This is a genomic window from Lysinibacillus sp. FSL H8-0500, from assembly GCF_038051955.1.
Lineage (GTDB): Bacteria > Bacillota > Bacilli > Bacillales_A > Planococcaceae > Lysinibacillus > Lysinibacillus macroides.
On sequence record NZ_CP150292.1, the window covers coordinates 1781417 to 1799854 of the forward strand.

The 18438-nt window shown below is 36.0% G+C and carries 15 protein-coding genes and 2 pseudogenes; 7 read left to right on the top strand and 10 right to left on the bottom strand.

The annotated features are described in order from the left end of the window. Window positions 1-252: 252 nt before the first annotated feature. Window positions 253-690, bottom strand: a complete 438-nt coding sequence (locus tag MHB44_RS08400) for a MarR family transcriptional regulator (RefSeq protein ID WP_341302362.1) — start codon at window positions 688-690, stop codon at window positions 253-255. A 121-nt stretch (window positions 691-811) separates the two neighbouring features. On the opposite strand from MHB44_RS08400, the gene MHB44_RS08405 reads away from it, so the two are divergent. Then, on the top strand, window positions 812-1399 hold the full coding sequence (locus tag MHB44_RS08405; protein ID WP_341302363.1) for an NAD(P)H-dependent oxidoreductase: 588 nt from the start codon (window positions 812-814) through the stop codon (window positions 1397-1399). 24 nt (window positions 1400-1423) lie between these two features. Here MHB44_RS08405 and MHB44_RS08410 read toward each other — a convergent pair whose 3' ends face one another. Genes MHB44_RS08410 through MHB44_RS08420 form a run of 3 tightly spaced genes read right to left on the bottom strand, consistent with a single transcriptional unit; the run spans window position 1424 to window position 4943 of the window. Then, window positions 1424-2497, bottom strand: coding sequence for a HAMP domain-containing sensor histidine kinase (locus MHB44_RS08410; protein WP_341302364.1), 1074 nt, complete (start codon window positions 2495-2497; stop codon window positions 1424-1426). Beyond that, window positions 2494-3171 (bottom strand): response regulator transcription factor, encoded by a 678-nt coding sequence (locus tag MHB44_RS08415; RefSeq protein WP_341302365.1) that lies wholly within the window; start codon window positions 3169-3171, stop codon window positions 2494-2496. Before MHB44_RS08415 ends, MHB44_RS08410 begins: the two co-directional genes overlap by 4 nt. 14 nt (window positions 3172-3185) lie before the next feature. Beyond that, on the bottom strand, window positions 3186-4943 hold the full coding sequence (locus MHB44_RS08420; protein WP_341302366.1) for an ABC transporter ATP-binding protein: 1758 nt from the start codon (window positions 4941-4943) through the stop codon (window positions 3186-3188). Between the two features lie 199 nt (window positions 4944-5142). Between MHB44_RS08420 and MHB44_RS08425 the strand changes: the two are divergent. Continuing rightward, window positions 5143-6521, top strand: a pseudogene (locus MHB44_RS08425) (IS3 family transposase). Window positions 6522-6616: 95 nt separating this feature from the next. On the opposite strand, the gene MHB44_RS08430 reads toward MHB44_RS08425, so the two are convergent. The 3 genes and pseudogenes from MHB44_RS08430 to MHB44_RS08440 all read right to left on the bottom strand — a co-directional run. After that, window positions 6617-7132: a hypothetical protein gene (locus MHB44_RS08430; protein ID WP_341302367.1), complete on the bottom strand. Its 516-nt coding sequence runs from the start codon at window positions 7130-7132 to the stop codon at window positions 6617-6619. A gap of 188 nt (window positions 7133-7320) precedes the next feature. Then, complete coding sequence (locus MHB44_RS08435; RefSeq protein WP_341302368.1) at window positions 7321-7569, bottom strand: helix-turn-helix domain-containing protein; 249 nt, start codon at window positions 7567-7569, stop codon at window positions 7321-7323. Window positions 7570-7727: 158 nt separating this feature from the next. After that, a pseudogene (locus MHB44_RS08440) lies at window positions 7728-7874 on the bottom strand (recombinase family protein); the annotation flags it as partial. 325 nt (window positions 7875-8199) lie between these two features. On the opposite strand from MHB44_RS08440, the gene MHB44_RS08445 reads away from it, so the two are divergent. Beyond that, window positions 8200-8772 (top strand): hypothetical protein, encoded by a 573-nt coding sequence (locus MHB44_RS08445; RefSeq protein WP_341302369.1) that lies wholly within the window; start codon window positions 8200-8202, stop codon window positions 8770-8772. A 210-nt stretch (window positions 8773-8982) separates the two neighbouring features. Here MHB44_RS08445 and MHB44_RS08450 read toward each other — a convergent pair whose 3' ends face one another. The 3 genes from MHB44_RS08450 to MHB44_RS08460 all read right to left on the bottom strand — a co-directional run bounded on the left by MHB44_RS08450 (window position 8983) and on the right by MHB44_RS08460 (window position 12444). Beyond that, the gene (locus MHB44_RS08450) at window positions 8983-10689 is read right to left on the bottom strand and encodes a recombinase family protein (protein WP_341302370.1); all 1707 of its coding nucleotides are present in this window, start codon (window positions 10687-10689) and stop codon (window positions 8983-8985) included. Between the two features lie 82 nt (window positions 10690-10771). Continuing rightward, window positions 10772-12274, bottom strand: coding sequence for a recombinase family protein (locus MHB44_RS08455; protein WP_341302371.1), 1503 nt, complete (start codon window positions 12272-12274; stop codon window positions 10772-10774). Further along, the gene (locus tag MHB44_RS08460; RefSeq protein WP_341302372.1) at window positions 12271-12444 is read right to left on the bottom strand and encodes a hypothetical protein; all 174 of its coding nucleotides are present in this window, start codon (window positions 12442-12444) and stop codon (window positions 12271-12273) included. Before MHB44_RS08460 ends, MHB44_RS08455 begins: the two co-directional genes overlap by 4 nt. A 452-nt stretch (window positions 12445-12896) precedes the next feature. On the opposite strand from MHB44_RS08460, the gene MHB44_RS08465 reads away from it, so the two are divergent. From MHB44_RS08465 to MHB44_RS08480, 4 genes are all read left to right on the top strand, one after another. Then, on the top strand, window positions 12897-13331 hold the full coding sequence (locus tag MHB44_RS08465; RefSeq protein WP_341302373.1) for a helix-turn-helix transcriptional regulator: 435 nt from the start codon (window positions 12897-12899) through the stop codon (window positions 13329-13331). Between the two features lie 413 nt (window positions 13332-13744). Next, window positions 13745-14842 (top strand): hypothetical protein, encoded by a 1098-nt coding sequence (locus MHB44_RS08470; protein ID WP_341302374.1) that lies wholly within the window; start codon window positions 13745-13747, stop codon window positions 14840-14842. A gap of 151 nt (window positions 14843-14993) precedes the next feature. Then, complete coding sequence (locus tag MHB44_RS08475; protein WP_341302375.1) at window positions 14994-15248, top strand: TIGR04540 family protein; 255 nt, start codon at window positions 14994-14996, stop codon at window positions 15246-15248. A gap of 78 nt (window positions 15249-15326) precedes the next feature. Beyond that, window positions 15327-18428, top strand: coding sequence for a DUF499 domain-containing protein (locus tag MHB44_RS08480; RefSeq protein ID WP_341302376.1), 3102 nt, complete (start codon window positions 15327-15329; stop codon window positions 18426-18428). Window positions 18429-18438: the final 10 nt, after the last annotated feature.

The window sequence follows — 18438 nt, forward strand, 5'->3', positions numbered from 1 at the left end:
ACTATTAAGGAAAAGGCAAATGGGTTACGAATCTGTGGTAAATGATAGAGGGATGCTTTTAAAGATTTTTAATGATTCATTTCAAGCTATGATTATCGTGTTGCGTGAAAGATGAATAATTCTATTTAAGGGAATGAGCTGTTCTGGTCTTATATCCATTTTGCGGATATAAGACCGGAAATCACATGTTTTCCCCCTCGAAAATTCCTTGCTAAAAAGCACCTACCACCATGTTTTTGAAGCAGTATAGTCTTAGCTTCTTTGTTGAAATACCTTTTGCTCTAGGATAGTTAGGGCTTGCTGAATGTCCTTTAGATCATTCGGTGTTGCGTGTTGAATAAGCTGTAAAAAGCGTTCTTCGATACAGGCGAATGCCTCCTCCATCATTTTTTCGCCTTCTTTGGACAAGCGGACATACTGCTTTCTTCGGTCGGCTGTGTCGCTAAATTTTTCGATTAGCTGTCGTTCCTGCAATTTCCGTAATTCACGGCTTGTATTGGGTAAGGACATGTGTTGACATTCACTGATTTCGGTTGGTGTGACGGGTTGGCTTACTTTAATATATTCAAGAATTTTATATTGTAGCGGTGTGATATTCGCAGCGGTAACATTTTGTGTGAGATCATGTGTCACTTGATGGATGGTGGCTGTAAATGATACAAACTGATGAAATAAAGCGCTTTTATTCAATGGGATCACCTCTTACTGTCAAGATAACAAATAACTTGTCTTAAAACAATTATCATTTGACAACTAAAGGTAGGTAGATTATTATTTTGTTATCAAATGATAAGTAATAGGGAGGCACACAATGAAAACGTTAATTGTTTATACATACCCAAACCATAAAAGTTTAAATTATGCTTTTTTACAAGAGGTGATAAAGGGGTGTCGTGAAAATCCTGCCATCGAGGAGATTCAAATACTAGATTTATATGAAGAAGAGTTCGATCCACGTTTAATTTTCCATGAGCATAAGCGACGTCGTGACATGTATCAGGATCCGAAAATGGAAAAATACCGCCAACAGCTCTCTTGGGCAGATCAAATTGTATTTGTTTATCCAATCTGGTGGGGGAGACCGCCAGCCATGCTGTTAGGGTATATTGACCAATTATTTGCGGCAAACTTTGCTTATCGCGATACAAAGGGGTTATTTCCAGAGGGTCTTCTAAAAGGGAAATCTGTGGTCTGTGTGTCCACGATGAAGGGGCCAACCAATTATCCGTTTTTATGGTTGAACAATGCACATAAAATTTTGATGAAGAAAGCGTTGTTTAAGTTTGTTGGGATGAAAAAAGTGAAGTTTTTTGAGTTCGGTAACATGGAAAGCAAAAAAGGGAAGCAACAGCAAAAACTAAATAAAGTCTATCGATACTTTAGCAAAGTAGCTTACTAGAAAAAATAACGCGTGCAAACGGTTTTAGTTGTTTGCACGCGTTGGCGTACTATCGATAGGCACAGTAATCAAAAATCTTGTAAATTCAGCTAGCTTGCTCTCCACCATAATGGTTCCATGATGCATATCGATAATTTTTTTGACAATGGCTAGCCCTAATCCGCTACCACCGTTTCCTGCAGTTCGTGATTGATCGGCCTTATAAAATCTTTCAAAAATATGCTTTTGTTGTTCTTCGGTTAAGCCAATGCCAGTATCTTGAACCATCACGGTTATCGTATCGAATTGCTTTTTCATAGAGAGTGTGATGGTTCCATTGGCGGGCGTAAACTTAATACTATTTGTCAGCAAGTTCATCCAGACTTGATTCATTAAATCCTCATCTGCCGTGATACTCATGCTGTCAAGATCGAGATCAAAGTCGATCTGTTTGGCTAACCAATTTGGTTCAAGTGCCAACACCACATTGCGTAATTGTTTATCGAGTCGATAATTTGTAGGCTCAAATGGATGATGCTGCGATTCTAAGGAAGTAAGTTTAAGTAAATTTTCACTAATTTTCGATAGGCGATGACTTTCCATTTCGATAATCGCTAAGTAATGCTGACGTTTTTCCTCAGGTAGATCCATATTTTTTAGTGCTTTGGCAAAGCCATTAATAGACGTTAAGGGTGACTGGATTTCATGGGAAACATTTGAAATAAATTCCTGACGCATTCTTTCCAGTTCAGCTAATTCAACAGCCATATGGTTAATGCCGTGAATCAATTGCCCAAATTGATCCTCTTCATCCGCTTTCAAATCCAACTGGACATCAAAATCACCCTTTGCCATGCGACTTAATGCATCTACAATGGTATCCCAGTAGTTGCGTTGTCGATTTAGTCCGATTAAAAAGATAATGGCAGCTGAACAGGCAAAAAGCACAAACACGCCAATTACTGTTGCTAATTGTAGCCAAAAACCATGAGGCTCTGTCCCTAATCGACCATACAGCCATGTCGTTGCGTGATAAGAAATAAAAGCAAAAACAGTATTGGCAATAAGAAACAAACAAAAGACCATGGCTAATCTTAAAAGGAATCTTCGTTTTCTCATGAAGCTAGTTCCAAGCGGTAGCCGAGCCCACGAATGGTACGAATGACAAAGCCACTCATCTCCTGTGGGAAGCGCTCGCGTATTCTTTTGATATGGACATCAACTGTTCGTTCATCTCCCTCATAGTCGTAGCCCCAAATTTCTTCGATTAACTGTTCACGGGAAAAGGTTTTGCCAACATAGCTTGCAAATGTAAATAATAGCTCGAATTCCTTTAAACGAAGTAGAATCGTCTCGCCGTTCATCTCCACTTCATGTGTGTGGCGATTCAGTTTGACGTTACCAGCCTCTACAACTTGAGAAAGGGAAATACGGTATCTTTTTAAGATTGACTTAACACGTACAATTAGCTCGGCAGGCTCAAAAGGCTTCACGAGATAATCATCCGTCCCTAAATGAAAGCCTTTGATTTTTTGAGAGGTTTCTCCTTTAGCTGTGAGCATAAGGATTGGTAGATCTGTATTGAATGAACGTATTTCCTCACATAATGCCCAGCCATCCATGTTGGGCATCATAATGTCCATCACGACCATATCGACTTTTTCAGTGTCTAATTTGGACAGTGCATCAACACCATCGATAGCCTCTATCACCTCTAAGCCCTCATTTTGCAGAAACACTTTTACTAATTCTCGAATATGTGCATCATCATCCACCACTAATAGTTTTGTCATTTCAACAAACCCCTTTATTCAATGTCTTTAATGCGTAATTGCTGCATGGCAAACTCACGATACATAGCATGTGTTTCAAAGAGTGTTTCGTGTGTGCCACAGCCAGTAATATGCCCTTTCTCAATAAATAATATTTGATCGGCATCTACCACTGTCGATAAACGGTGCGCAATGACTAATGTTGTGCGCCCTTGCATTAAGTTGTCTAATGCTTTTTGTACATAAATTTCTGACTTACTATCTAAGCTCGATGTGGCTTCATCCAGCATTAATATTTGCGGATTACGTAACAGCGCCCTTGCGATAGAGATACGCTGACGTTGTCCCCCTGAAAGCTTGATGCCTCGTTCTCCAACTTCTGTGTCAAACTTGTCTGGAAGGTCATTAATAAATTGATCTGCATAGGCCATTTTAGCCACCTTTTCTAGCTCATCATCTTGCACTTCACGGTCAATACCATAGCAAATATTTTCTCGAATTGTTCCTGATAGCAGGGCACTTTCCTGAGCGACATAGCCGATTTGACTGCGCCAAGAGTGAAGTGAGAATGTTTCGATTGGTGTATCTCCCAGTGTAATACTGCCGCTGGTTGGCTGATAGTATCGTTCTAATAGGGAAAATGTGGTTGTTTTACCGCCACCACTTGGTCCTACAATGGCTGTTACTTTGCCTGGCTCAATGGTGAAGTTAATATCAGATAAAATCGGTTCCTCCCCATAAGAAAAGTCAACATGTTTAACATAAATGGGTTGATCTACTTTTTCTACTGTTAAGCCTTCTTCAATATGTTCTTCTTCGTATTCAAGTAATGCACTAATTCGTTCTGTAGCACCCATTGCTTTTTGGAGTTGGGTAAAGAACATCGTCAATTGCGTCATCGGCATAATGATTTGGATTAAATATAAAATAAATGCCACCATATCGCCAGCGGTTAGTTCACCAGAGGAAACGCGAACACCACCATAGCCAATAATGGCAACAAGCACTGACATTAAAACAAATGAAATAAGCGGGGAAATCAATGCGTGGATTTTCGCTTCTTTTAAGCCGAATGTAAAGAGGTTTGTAATGCCTTTTTTTCCACGCTCATATTCAATTTGCTCAGCATTCGAGGCCTTTACTAGGCGTGTTTCGGGTAATACTTGATTTAATACAGACGTAAACTTCGCTGTTTCATCTTGCATTCCTTTTGAAATCACAAACATGCGTCGACCTAGCAGCATTAAAATGACCATTGCCAGTGGTACGGCTATCAGCATGACCAATGTCATTTTCCAATCTAAAAATAGAAGAATGATGATAGAACCTATAATGGAAATAACGCCAGATAAACAGTTTGCTAAATGCTCTGTTATCAGCTCTTTCACAACCCCTGTGTCATTGGTAACACGGCTCAATGTTTCGCCTGTATCATGTTCATCATAATAGGGGATTGGTAAATGCAACAGCTTTCTCCATAGCTGATCGCGTAATTTTGCCACAACATGATGACCAACTCGATTTAAATAGTAAATAGATAAGCCACTAGCTATAGCCTGTGCAATAAAGGCAACACCAAGTATTACTATTTGCCAATAATTAAGGGATGCTAAGGAAAAGCCATCTACTAATTGCTTTGTAAATAACGGTACGATAAAGCCGACGCCCGTTGTTGCTAAACTCATCACTAAAGCAATGACGAGTAGCCAAATAGGTGGCTCCGCCTGTTTGACTAACTGGATAAAGCGTTGCCAATCCCGTTTTTTCGTTGTATCTTTTGCTATCTCTTGCAAAGAAATATGCCCCCTTTATGATCGTAAAACAATATGTTTTACTTCTATGGGTTTTACTATAGCATGACTTTATGAACTGAATATGAAATGGCAAACGATTAGTAAAAAAAGCTATTGAGAGAATGGTGATCATTGATATGCTTCCTATTAGGTAGACAGATTTAAAATTAAAATCTGTTTATTAAATGGGGAGTTTTTTATGCCTAAAAAATCATTTTCACCAGATGTTAAAATCTTAGCACTTTAATATTTAGAGGAATGTCGTCATACACGTCAAGAAATCGGTAGGATGATTTCTGTTAATATGATAACCCTACAAATATGGCGTGCTCTTTATAAATACGGTGAAGTAGAAGCTTTAGTATGCCCTAAGAAAAATAAGGTGTACTCAGAAGAATTGAAGCAGCGTGCTGTGGAAGATTATTTATCAGAGAAATATTCGATATCCTAGCTAAATATGGGATTAGTAGTTTATCAGTGTTCAAAAAGTGGTTGAAAATCTATGCTAGTCATAGTGAATTAAACGATTCAGGAAAAGGATGACTAAAGGAAGAAAAACAACCGTAGAAGAACGGAAACCCGAGGACGAACTGCGCTTAAAAATTCAACAGATGGAGCGCGAAAATGAACGATTATGTGCAGAGAATTTACTATTAAAAAAGTTAGGGGAACTCGAAAGGAGGCGTCGTTAAGTAAGATTCGAATTCAGAGCCGCTATATCACGATTCAAGAATTAGCGGAGAAGAAGAATTTCTCGATTGTATTATTGTGTGAAATTGCAGATGTATCACATGCATCTTACTATAAATGGCTTAAACGTCAGCCAGGAGCACGTGAAGTCGAAAACCAACAACTAACGGTATCCATTCAACATTTATATACGCAAGTGGGTGGCATCTACGGGTATCGCCATGACGATTAATCGCCAGCATGAAAAAGGAGGCTTGAAGAAAGTGAATAAGAAACGAATTTATCGCCTAATGCAAATTTGTGGTTTGGAGGCGGTTATTCGATGTAGACCAAAGCGTTATCGTAAGGTAAAGCCGGATTATGTAGCGGGGAATATTTTACAACGCGAATTCACAGCGGAAAAACCGAATCAAAAACGGTGTACAGACGTTACAGAATTTAAGTATGGGAACGTGAAAAAGGTCTATTTAAGTGCCATTATCGATCTGTACGATAAATCTATTGTAAGTTATGTATTAAGGGCAATCCAATAATAACGACCTTGTCTTTAAGACAGTAAGATCGGCTATTCGAGCATTAAAAGAGGATGAATTCCCGCTTTTACATAGCGATCGTGGTTATCAATATACATCTAAAAAATTTAAGCGAATCCTGGAAAAAGCATACATAACACATCATATGTCGAGAGTAGGTCGCTGTATCGATAATGGACCGATTGAAGCATTTTGGGGAACATTAAAAGTAGAGAAGTATTATTTACATAAATATGAGTCATATGAATCGTTAAAGGACGCCATTGATAAATACATAGAGTTCTACCATAATGAACGTTACCAAGAAACATTCAACGGCTTGAGTCCCCTAGAATACAGGTCTCAAGCCGCTTAAAGCATTTTTATTATTTCCACTGTCTACTTGACAGGGAGCAGTTCACTCTTCAAAGATTATAATATTATTATTTATAGTTCAAGCAGAAGTTATTACTAGTACATAAAAGCTACTCTGTTGCTATATGCTAAAGGACTTAGATAGTGTACTTTTAAAGAAGGGGATTCCACTGCTTCTCCTGTAAATCTTGCAAGGTAACTAACACCTTTTGTCAAAGAAACGCCATTTATATCAGCAAGACCAGATATGCTAAAACCAGTCCCCCCTCCTGAAAAATACATTGACCCTTTAAAAGCACCAGTAGACTGAGTATAAATATCAGCTCTACAAGTAAAAGATAAAAATTTTCCTGATGTACTGGGTATATTTAAAGACCAAGCGAAGGCTCTTGCAGTCGGCATATAATTAATTTCCGCTGTTCCACTGTTACCCCAAAAAGTAGCAAACGGTGTTATGATATTGTTGTCTTCTTCAGTGTTCTTTAATTCATACATTTCAAAAGTATTGTCTGAAATTTGTTCTTCTGCTTGAGCATAGCCTATATTAAATTTGAAAATCCCTATAATAAAAATAACACTAAATGCTAACAAAACTTTAAAATATTTCCTCACTTTTAACCATCCCTTAAATTGAATTTTAATACTTATAAAGAATATTTTTAACTTGAACTAAGAGGTAAAAAACTAAAAATACTTGCCAATGTCCCCTTTAATTGGATATATATCACATATTAGTTATTATATACAAATAAATCCAACGTGTAAATAGAATGGAATATAAAAGATAACAAGCTATATTATTAAATAGTTTGTTTTTTCTTTTTCATTTTATAGATAGTTGCCCTTGAAACACCAGTATAACGACTAATATCTTGTACAGATTCATTTTTATCTAGTCTTTCAATTATTTGATCGTAAATAACTTTATAAGCCCCTTTTGCATTAGGACTATATTTAATCGGTCTGCCTTTATATTTACTATTAGCTCTTGCAATACGTATCCCTTCTGTTTGTGCTTGTCGTATACGCTTTCGTTCTTCTTCAACCATCCAAGATAATAGAATAGATTAAGAACAATGTTATTCACAAGTTTCACTATATCTTCTAAATTTGAATAATTTCTTATATTCAAAATAGGCATGTTTATTACTGCAATATCTTTCTCATTTTCTATAAACCATTCCTTTTTTATCTCTTCTTTATTACGTCCGAATCGAGGTAAATCTTGAACAATAAATAAATCACCAAATCGCAGCTTTTCTTTTACGTCCTGATAAACTGGACGCTCGAAATTTTTTGCTGATTCTTTTTCTGTAAAAATTCGTTTGCAACCGAAATCATTTAATTCTTTAATTTGTCTCTCTAAATTTTATTCTTTCAAACTCAAACGTGCATAACCAATAATCATAAAATCCCACTTTCCTATATTTTAAATTCTAACAACCTATAACATGTTGTTATCAATAGTTTGCATAACAAGTATACACTTTGTAAAAATCTTCTTTTCAAACTTCTGCTTTTGTTAAAAAATTTAAAATAGCCACTATGATATTCAACAAATAGGTCAGGTTGTGGAATAAAGTGGTTGTAAAAAATGTAGGGATTTGAAATACTTGTTATTAAGGATAGGAACACATTCTAATCCGTTAATATATTAATATTTATAGAGGGGGACGATTATGGAGAAGTCATTGCTTATTCAATTAGATGCAACGTATGTATTAAATTTTATGATTTACCTTCAAAATCTTTACTTAAATGAAAAGTTGGACGATGACAATTTGAAATATCCTTTTATGCAAAGTGGATCACCTTTTATAGAAACATTTGAAGAAAAATTCCAAGATTTATGGAATGAACTTCTAGTAAGATTATGTGAAAAAGAGAGTAATGATGTGGAGATATTTTACAATGAAAAGCGGTTGTTTTATGAAACGTTGTTTGAGCGTGATACGTCAAAGCATTTCAACGAGATTTATAAAGCATTTTCAGTATGGTGGAGAAGCTTAGCAGGGCAATTTTCAGTGGAACGCTCTGTTGGCGATAAGGCACAAAACTTATACAATGATTTATCTAATGGACTTAAACAAAGCGGAAGAAAGCCTCAAAAATATCTACATATTACTTTGATTTTTGATGAATATGTAATAGGGAAATCTGTGAGTATCCCTTATTTTTTAACTGTATCAATACAAGATTTTTGGATAAATTATAAATCGTTAGTGCCAAAATTACAGGAAAGCATAAAGTAGTATATGGGGAGATTATGATCTATTCTCCTTTCGAAATTAAACGATATTATTATCTATGCCCAGATTATGTAATTTTATATGTTAGATTGGGAAGGAATGTACTTAAAGTAACTGGTGCTTAACTTGAATAAGATTTAAACTATGATATTCAACAATCGGGCGCGTTTCTTTAAGAAATGCGGCTGTATTCATTTAAGGTCTATTTATTAACTATATTATAAATAGTTTTATATTAACTAGGGCGAACCGTACCACAAATAGAGGCAAAAAAAGTTGAAGATAAGGTGGTATTTTGTTGTCGGAAGCGGGTAAGGGTTGGGAAAATGCAACTTCTATATCCGTTTCACGATATAGCAAATGAATAAGTGTAAAGGTCTTTGATATATTAACATCTGTAAAATCGAAATCCAGTTCAACCTGATGAATAGTTCTTGAACGATTCTCCAGTTGCCGTATTGATATTTTTCCTACGAGTAGCTGGAGCAACTGCTTTTTTCCTTCTCTTGAGGAGCTTTGATAGACTTCTACAAACTTTTCTAATAGAAATCGAACCAATTCATGCGGAATGACTTTTGTATCTGATGAACTTAGTTGTATGCTGAGTTCATTTTTCTTTTGTTCCAGTTGTGTTCTTTCTTTAGCAACCTGTTGTAGTCGTTCCTGCAAAATTGCGACAGGGAAAAGGTTTTGTTCAAATGCTTCTAAATACTTTTCTTGAAGCTGTTGTATGTCTATTAGCTTCTTTTCTATTTCTTCTAAGTCCCTCTTAAGTGCGGAAATGGAGTGAACAGATTGCTTATTTAAAGATTGAATTGTTGAGACGAAGTATTCCTTGTTGGCAAGGAAGTTTACAATTCGCTCAAACGCTTGATTTTCCGCTTCATATGCTTTGATACCATTAGATCTACAGGCGGATGACCCTTTATTATGGAAGTCGGAACAGACATAATAACGATGTTTTCGTTTTGAACCATCTTTTCGTGTATAAGTCGTGATGGCAGGAACCATACCCTGCCCACAGTCGGGACAACGAAGTAAGGAACTTAATAAAAACGGCTCATTTGATTGGCGTTGCTTAAATGACTTGCTCTTTCTTCTGGCTTGCACCAGATGCCAAAGTTCCTCGGTAATAATAGCTTCGTGTTTGCCATCTACAAGAATAGGATTGGGATTCTTACCTTTTCGTCGCTTCGTATCCCAGTTTTCAACTTTAAGCCAACTGATTTTTCCAACATAAACGGGATTGTCTAATATTTGAGCGACCCCATTGATTGAAAAGTATCTGTTTCTTTTGGTCCGATAGCCACGCTTGTTTAAGTGGTTCGCAATTGCTTTTAACCCTTTTCCTGAAAGGTATAGTTCATAGATAAGTTGAACAACTTTTGCCTCTTCTTCATTGATAATAAGTTCCTTTTTAACAGAATCGTAGCCAAAGCAGACCCCGCCGTTCCAGGACCCTTCTAAAGCACGTTGTTTCATGCCAAGTTTTACATTTTCTGACAGTGTATTGCGTTCCATTTCGGCAATGGAAGCCATTAATTGCACAACAAGGCGGCCGATGGGACTTCCAGTGTCAAAGTTCTCTGAGTAAGAGATAAATTTAACACTATTTTCTTCAAACTTATCCAGCACAGTTAGTGTATCTAACATGTTACGGGATAGCCGAGAGATTTTCCAAACAAGAACGGCATCGAACTCATCTTTTTCCACGTCAACCACCAATTGTTGCATAGCGGGGCGACCTGAAATGTTTTTACCACTGACCCCTTCATCGACATATTCTTTTACCACTTGCCAACCATACAGACCTGCATAATTGCGAAGGGTTTGTAGTTGAGCTGTAATACTGTAACCCTCATTTGCCTGCTCCTCTGTAGAGACACGACAATAAATAGCGACTCGTTTTATTTCATTCATTAGAATGCCTCCTTTCGATAACAGTGTATAATGGAAAAAGAAAAAGGGAAAGAACGTTCTCTTTCCCAGCAAAGAATTTCTATTATGATACAAGTTTTGAAATAGAATTTATTTCAAAGTGATAATTGATTTGTTTCACGACCCTTTTCACTCTCTTTTTACCAAAAGGAACGGTTGTAACTTGAATATCTTGAATGATTTCCTTCAACAGCTCCTTTTTCTTTATATCATCTAATGACTGAAAAAACTGTTCGAAGTTATCTAAAATGTTATTGACAATTAACCCTACATTCAAATTATTTTCTAATTCAATGCTTGATTCCACTCTTTTTAGTTTATTATTGATATCCCTCTCGGAACTTTGTAAATGACTAAGTTGATCGGAAAATGCGTCTTCGTCAATTATCTGTTTGTAAAATAAATCGAATAACTGCTTTTTATTTGTTTGTAATTCCTTTAATCGCTTTTTAAAGAATTTTATTTGCTCATGTTTGGGTTGGATATCCAACTTTAATTGGGAGGATAATTTCGAAGATAGGAACATTCTTATTTCGGTGGCTTTTAATTTCGAGGATAGTTCGGTGAGGACTTTCTGTTCAGCATCGTTTTTATTGATTAAATTTGCTTTACATAAACCCTTATTCTTATTTTGACTGCATTGGTAATAAAGGTATTTGCCACCCGACGATTTGTGCTGAACCATTGAAGAATTGCATTCTGGACATTTAAGGAAACCAGATAAAAAGTATGATCCCTTATGAATTTTAACAGGCTGATAGCTACGTTCACTATAAGAGCTTTGTGCTTTAAACCATTGCTCTTCACTAATAATTGCGTGGTGTTGCCCTTTGTAAATTTTCCGTTCTTTCCCTTTTTCACCCCATCGTATAAAACCAGCGTAAATAGGGTTGGTTACAATTGATTTTATAGAAAAGATACTCCAACTTCTTGAATTATCTTCATCTGAAGTGTAATGGTTATTCAGATAGGAGGCGATTTTTTTATAGCCCCATCCATCTATTACATATCTGTCAAAAATAAATCTAACAATTTTCGCTTCATGTTCATTAATTTGAAGCTTCTTTGCAGGTGTAGAAGAATAACCAAATACCCTTCCACCGTTAAAAAGGCCCTTTTCCGCTCGTTCTTTCATTCCGTTTTTGCAATGGAATAAAATGTTACGTCGTTCGTTCTCTGCCATTGCAAATAAAACCTGGAGTAAAAGTATAGATCCCTCCGTTTCAGTGTTAATCCCTTCAGATATACTAACCAAGTAGTGACCCTTTTTGTGGATTTCATCTAATAAACACATTGCTTCTTTCAAATTACGAGCAAACCGATCCAGCTTCCATACAACAATATAGATAGATTCCTTCTCATTAGAAAGAACGTCATGAAGGAGTTGCCTAAATTCAGGTCTTTCTTTTATAGAAGATCCAGAACCTGATCCCTCATTGTAGATTTTCAGTAATTCAAAATTGGCATACTCGCAATGTCTTCTTACTTCCCGATCTTGTTTAGGAATAGAATAGCCATCAAGTTGAATATCTGTACTTACCCTTAAATAGCCGACTGCTTTTTTCAAGATACTTTCTCCTTTCTTTCGGTTGTCTTTTGATATTCATCGAGATTGTCGATAATCAAATCCACAAATAGGTTTAGAAAGTTATTTGCCTTTAATTTTTGTTTATCTTTTTCGCCAAAAATCAGTTCTTTATAATGGGTGTCGAAGTCAAAGATATAGTTGTTTTGCAAATGAATCTTCCTTTCTTTCGGGGTTTTGTTTCGGGGTATTGTTTCGAAGAGATGTGTAGTAATAGGGGTTGTAGCACTTACAACTCACATTATAAGAACTTGTAGAAAAAAGTAAATAGCATATGTGTCTGAGGTTTCGTACATTAAAGCGGTGAAGTATGGTGATGCATGAACGAAGGCTGTAATATCTTCAAAATTATTGCAGTTGATATATGGCTAATTGTGGTTATAATATTAGTAAGCACGATATTGCGATAACTGAACTTGAAGTTCAGTACGGCAATAAGTAGATCCATTTGAAGAACCATTCCGCTTTCGAGGCTTCGGATGGTTCTTTCTTTTTTTCTATCTTGTGTTATTAAAACACATCTCCTATCTATGATAATAAGGATCAGTCGATCATAAAACAGGATTTCCGTTTTGGAAAAACGTGAATGAGGAGATGATTGTTTTTGAAGAAGGAAACACAACAAATGACAGATGATTTTGGCAAAATGTTAAAAAGGTTGAGAGTAGAACAAGGGCTTTCCTTAAATGATCTCTCAATTAAAACTGGCATCTCAAGTTCGTACATCTATAGGCTTGAGCAATCAAAAAGAAAATCTGTGAGCTTTCCCAAGCTTGTGGCACTTTCAGAAGCATTAGGAGTCGAACCATGGGTACTTGCGGGTTCGAGTCTTAACTGGAACAAAGGAGAGACAATAGGTTTAAAAGAATTATTGTTCAATCACCAGGTACAGCATGACGGGGAAATACTAAGTGCAGAGGTAAAAGAAATACTACTTGAAATCCTTGAAGCAACCCTCGATGCGGACTGGTCAAAAGAAAGTCTTTTGCAGGAATTGCAGGTGATCGGAGAATTGGTCAGTGAATTAAAGGAGCTGTAATTCTTCGGCGGTAACAGGCTTACTGTTGCCGTTTACATATGGAATAGATATAAGTTATTAATGTTATAAATATAAACCTCATATATAATGTAGATTTCTCCGATGCAAGGAATATAGAACATATTTAACATATATAGAAAGTGTATAGATGTTATCCATATGATTTTCAAGTCTAATAAACGTTCGTTTAGAATGCTTGACTATAGCCAATAACCCATTTATAATTCACAGAAAATAGCAAAATGAGGTGAATTATATGGTTTTTAGGAACCGAAAAAAGGACATTTTTATAAGTAAAAGGCAAAGCACTTACCGAATGTGTTAAGAATCTTGGTAGGTGCTTTTTTCATGTATTTATTTTTTACCAAACCCAAAAGAGAAGGAATAATTAAATTGTGAAAGGGTGGAGTGTCATGAGTAAGAGTGGTACGAAGAAAGAAAATTTACTTTCAATATTCTTGAAGGAGAACCCGCAATTGCTTTCAGATGCACTTGGATTTCAGGTAGACAATTTGGTTTTGGAACAGAGACATGCTCATCGCAACATAGATATTCGAGCGGTGGATTCTAAACGAAGAATTCCTTTACTTATTGAAGTTCAGCTCACGAAAGCTAATACCGCATATTTGAATCGAATGTTAGAAATGATTGAGAGATATAATGAATCGGTTATAGTATGGATTGCAAAGTCATTTGATGAAGAAATTTTGGATGAATTGAGGAAGTGGTTTTCATTACATCAAAAAGAGTTTGTTGATTTTTATGCCCTTTCGCTTCATGAAGATACCATCGCTGTATTGGAAAAACTAAATGAAATGTATCGTTTGGATATATATAAGAACTTTTATCTGTTAAGGGAACTGAATCCCCTGCTAAATGCTGAATTAGTGAACCACCAAATTCATCCATCGCATTGTGGGCAGATTAATACAAATCCATCACTACCTGACTTTGACCGAACTGAAGATGTAAAGCGAGCAATGTTACAAGTGTTACGTAGCAAAATACCGTACTTTCTAAATTTCCATTACGATAAAAAGACAAATCGAAATGATCGAATCCTTGCTTGCGGTGCGGGTAAAACAGGGATAATTTATAGATGCTCAGCAAAAGATGTTCGGAATCTTGCATTTGTCGAGCTATACTTCGACAAAGCAGAAAAGGATTGGTACGAATCATTTAAAGGTATTGAAAGGGAACTCGTTGCTACTATTCACAAGGATTTGTGCTTTAGGAAAAGGAGAATTGGGGTTTATTTCAAGCCAGACGAGGATTATGAACAAACCTTTGAGGAAATTGCGGAGGTCTTTCAGAAAATGATAGATGGATTCTCCCCTTATATTCTTGGAGGAAAAGAGATTTGTACGACTGTTTCAGTAGAAGATTATGATGATAATATAATGAAGAAATTTGTTCAAGTTCCAATCGAGTTACCAGAGCAACCGTTTTCAACTGAGGATAGTTATAGAATTCAGATGGAGGAATTATCCGAACTGATGTTAACGAAGTAACTCCATTAAAGGCTTCATGTCTGTTAAGATGTGGAGTCTTTTTATTTAAGTTTGAATATTATCAGACTATTTTCCTACTGAAATATAGATTCTCATTGTTTTACCAGCTTAGTAAGAGTAGAATATAAGTAAAGTACAACTTTAGTGAGAGGTGATAATTTTGGAATTGAAGTTGTTTTATCGGACACAACGAGATTTGGCTACGGCATTAAATCAACTCGTTGATGCATATTGGCAAGAAGAGATTGATGAGTCAACATTAATGGAGGGTGTAAAAGACCTTCACGAACATAATACAAACAAAATGATTAAAGATAATGATTACACTAAGATAATTCAACAAACTTGTGGTAAAAGACGATTGGAAATTATTGATAAGATAATCGAAAAAAGCGTTTCTCAGTAATATAGGTATTTCTCCGTATGATTAAAGTTATAATTGCTGGATCAAATATGTGAAATAAGAATTTGGGGGAAAATGTCGATGAAGAGTCTATTCGAAGTGTGTAAACCAAGAGAAAGTGTTTTTGATGAAAGTAAAAGAGACGATACGTTAGATTTGGCAAACCTAATTGATCAGTCTATTAATGCTGAAGAGTTTTTCAAAGAAACTTATATAACTGAGGGTATGAATCTTGTTTTTGATACTGCTTTTAAGAGGTTTGAAGGGAAAGCTCCAAGCGGATTAATAAAACTAACTCAAGCGATGGGGGGCGGAAAGACGCATAATATGGTTGCACTCGGATTGTTAGCACAAAACCCAGCGTTGAGAACAAAGTTGTTAGACGGAAAATATGACCTCGGTGGAAAAGAAATAAAAGTTGTTGCTTATACTGGTCGTGAAAGTGATATTCAATATGGTATTTGGGGAGAGATTGCCCGTCAACTTGGCAAAGAAGAGCTGTTCAAGGATTACTATGCCCCATTGAAAGCCCCTGGGCAATCAGCGTGGATAAATCTACTGAAGGATGAGCCTATCCTTATTTTACTTGATGAGTTGCCACCTTATCTTGAATATGCAAGAACTATACCTGCTGGAACAGGTACGCTTGCTGATATTACAACCAATGCACTATCGAACCTATTTAACGCACTTGGAAAGGCGGAGCTTTCTAACGTATGTCTTGTAATTTCTGATTTACAAGCAACATACCAATCTGGATCGGATTTACTTCAAAAGTCTTTTAGAAATCTTGAAAATGAGATTTCACGCTCATCCATCAATATAGAACCAGTAGGAACAACATCGGATGATTTATATCATATTCTGAGAACAAGATTATTCGAGAAAACAGCTACTCCAGAGGAGATTCACGAAATAGCTTTGGGATATAAGGGAGCCGTTAAAGAAGCTAAGCAAATGAACTACACGAACTATAACCCTGATTTGGTTTATACGGGAATTATGGATGCTTATCCATTCCATCCCTCTATCAAAGATTTATTTGCACGTTTTAAAGAGAACCCTGGTTTCCAACAAACGAGAGGGTTTATTAGATTAACAAGATTGATGGTTAAAAGTTTGTACGAGGGAACTGAACCAAAAGCAAAGTCTACTTATTTATTGAATGCTTACGATATGGATTTGAATAATTCTGAAATGTTCTCTATGGTACGAGGCATCAAGTCTAATTTATCAAATGCAATTGCTCATGACATTGCCCAAAATGGTAAAGCGGTGGCAGAAGAAATTGATTCAACAACAAATAGTCGTGATATGCAAGATTTGAGTAAGTTATTGCTTGTAGCATCATTAGGAAATGTAACAAATACTTTATTAGGTTTAAGCTTACCAGAAGCGATAGGTTATTTAGTGACTCCTGGAAGAAGCATTACAGAAGTTAAAAGTGCTTTGGAAGATTATAAAGTGAAAGCATGGTATTTATACACTGATAATCAAGGAAAACTTTATTTTAAAGATGTGAAAAACGTCAACGCTGAACTCCTATCAGTGGTAGATACTTACAACAATGATATCGCAAAGCAAGAAATAAAAGATATTCTTAAAGGAAAATTTGCTCCAAAACTAAAAGACTGTTATCAGGAAGTAGAAGTGTTTCCAGCTATAGATGAAATTGAATTAAAGCAGGACAAGATTTCACTTATTCTATTTGAGCCAAATCCAAATGGAGTTGGTCTTCAAAAAGATTTAAAGAACTTTTATGAAAATGTTCGATATAAAAACAGAGTTATGTTTTTAACTGGACAAAGAAATTCGATGGACAACTTGTTGGAAGTCTCAAAGCAGTTAAAAGCTATTAAATCCATCATTAATCGAATGAAGAATGAAGATAAAGTAGCCGAAAATGATCCACAGTATCAGCAGGCTCAAGATATACAGCACAAGTTGGAATTGAATTTATTACAAACAGCAAGGGAAACATTTATCACACTTTATTATCCGACTTCGGATGGGTTTGAATCAAGTGAGTTTAAAATGGAATTTAAAAATATGGACTTTGATGCAGAAGCACAAATCCGAAATTTATTAATTGATGAGATGAAATTTGACAAAGATACGTCTTCTGACACGTTCAGAAGGAAATTTGAAGCACGTATATTCACGACTCGCCAAGCCCGATGGATAGATCTTAAAGAGCGAGTCGCAACAAATACATCTTGGTCCTGGCATCCTGCAGATGCGTTAGAGGATATGATGCGGGAAGCTTTAAGAAAAGGTATTTGGGTTGAAGAGGGTGGCTATCTTGATAAAGAACCACCAGCACCAGAAACAGGCGTAAATGTACGAGAGCAATTCAGGGATCCGAATACTGGTGAAGTGACACTGAAAATCACCCCCCAAAATGGAGATAAGGTTCATTATGAAATAAATGGTGATGCAACAACAGGATCCAGTTTAGTGGAAAACATGAATGACTTTAAAACAACTGAACTATCTTTGTCATTTTTATGTGTTGATTCTACTGGAATTCATCAAACGGGACCATTGGAGTATTGGACAAATCGAGTTGAACTGAAATATCACAACTATGACAAAGCGGGGAAAACGTTTATTGAATTAAAGGCAACTTCACCGAAAATGAAAATCATGTACACTACGGATGGATCCAATCCTAAGAATAATGGCGGTCTTTACGATGATTCGTTTGAAATCCCGACAGGAACAAAATTTATTCAAGCAATTGCTGTAAATGAAGAACTTGGAATTTATTCTGAAGTTTTAACAATTCCAATAACTGAACGGAAGTTTGAAATTGATAAAGAAAAACAGTTAATTTTATCACAATCAATCACCAGCTCATCAACGGCAGAGGTATACAAGCAGTTGGAGAGTTTAATTAAACATAAAGCATCAATTGCTGGGATCAGTTTTGATTTATATGAACAAGGAAACTTTGCACAACAAGGCTGGCTGTCCTTGTCTTTTGACAATTATGTATTTCATAACACTGAAGTTGTATTACAACAAATTGAGCAGTTAAGGGATAGCTTTTATAAAGATAAGACCGTAGATCTATCTCTCAATATTGAAAAATGTAAGTTCGAAAAGGGACAGGACTTTGAGGATTGGATTGCGGATAATAAGCAAAGTATTGATACTTATAAAAGCAATATAAGCCAATAAGGAGGCACTT

Coding starts and splice junctions, on each gene's coding strand:
- MHB44_RS08405 (WP_341302363.1), top strand. CDS start 812: ATGAAAACGTTAATTGTTTATACATACCCAAACCATAAAAGTTTAAAT.
- MHB44_RS08410 (WP_341302364.1), bottom strand. CDS start 2,497: ATGAGAAAACGAAGATTCCTTTTAAGATTAGCCATGGTCTTTTGTTTG.
- MHB44_RS08415 (WP_341302365.1), bottom strand. CDS start 3,171: ATGACAAAACTATTAGTGGTGGATGATGATGCACATATTCGAGAATTA.
- MHB44_RS08435 (WP_341302368.1), bottom strand. CDS start 7,569: ATGGTTGAAGAAGAACGAAAGCGTATACGACAAGCACAAACAGAAGGG.
- MHB44_RS08445 (WP_341302369.1), top strand. CDS start 8,200: ATGGAGAAGTCATTGCTTATTCAATTAGATGCAACGTATGTATTAAAT.
- MHB44_RS08450 (WP_341302370.1), bottom strand. CDS start 10,689: ATGAATGAAATAAAACGAGTCGCTATTTATTGTCGTGTCTCTACAGAG.
- MHB44_RS08470 (WP_341302374.1), top strand. CDS start 13,745: ATGAGTAAGAGTGGTACGAAGAAAGAAAATTTACTTTCAATATTCTTG.
- MHB44_RS08480 (WP_341302376.1), top strand. CDS start 15,327: ATGAAGAGTCTATTCGAAGTGTGTAAACCAAGAGAAAGTGTTTTTGAT.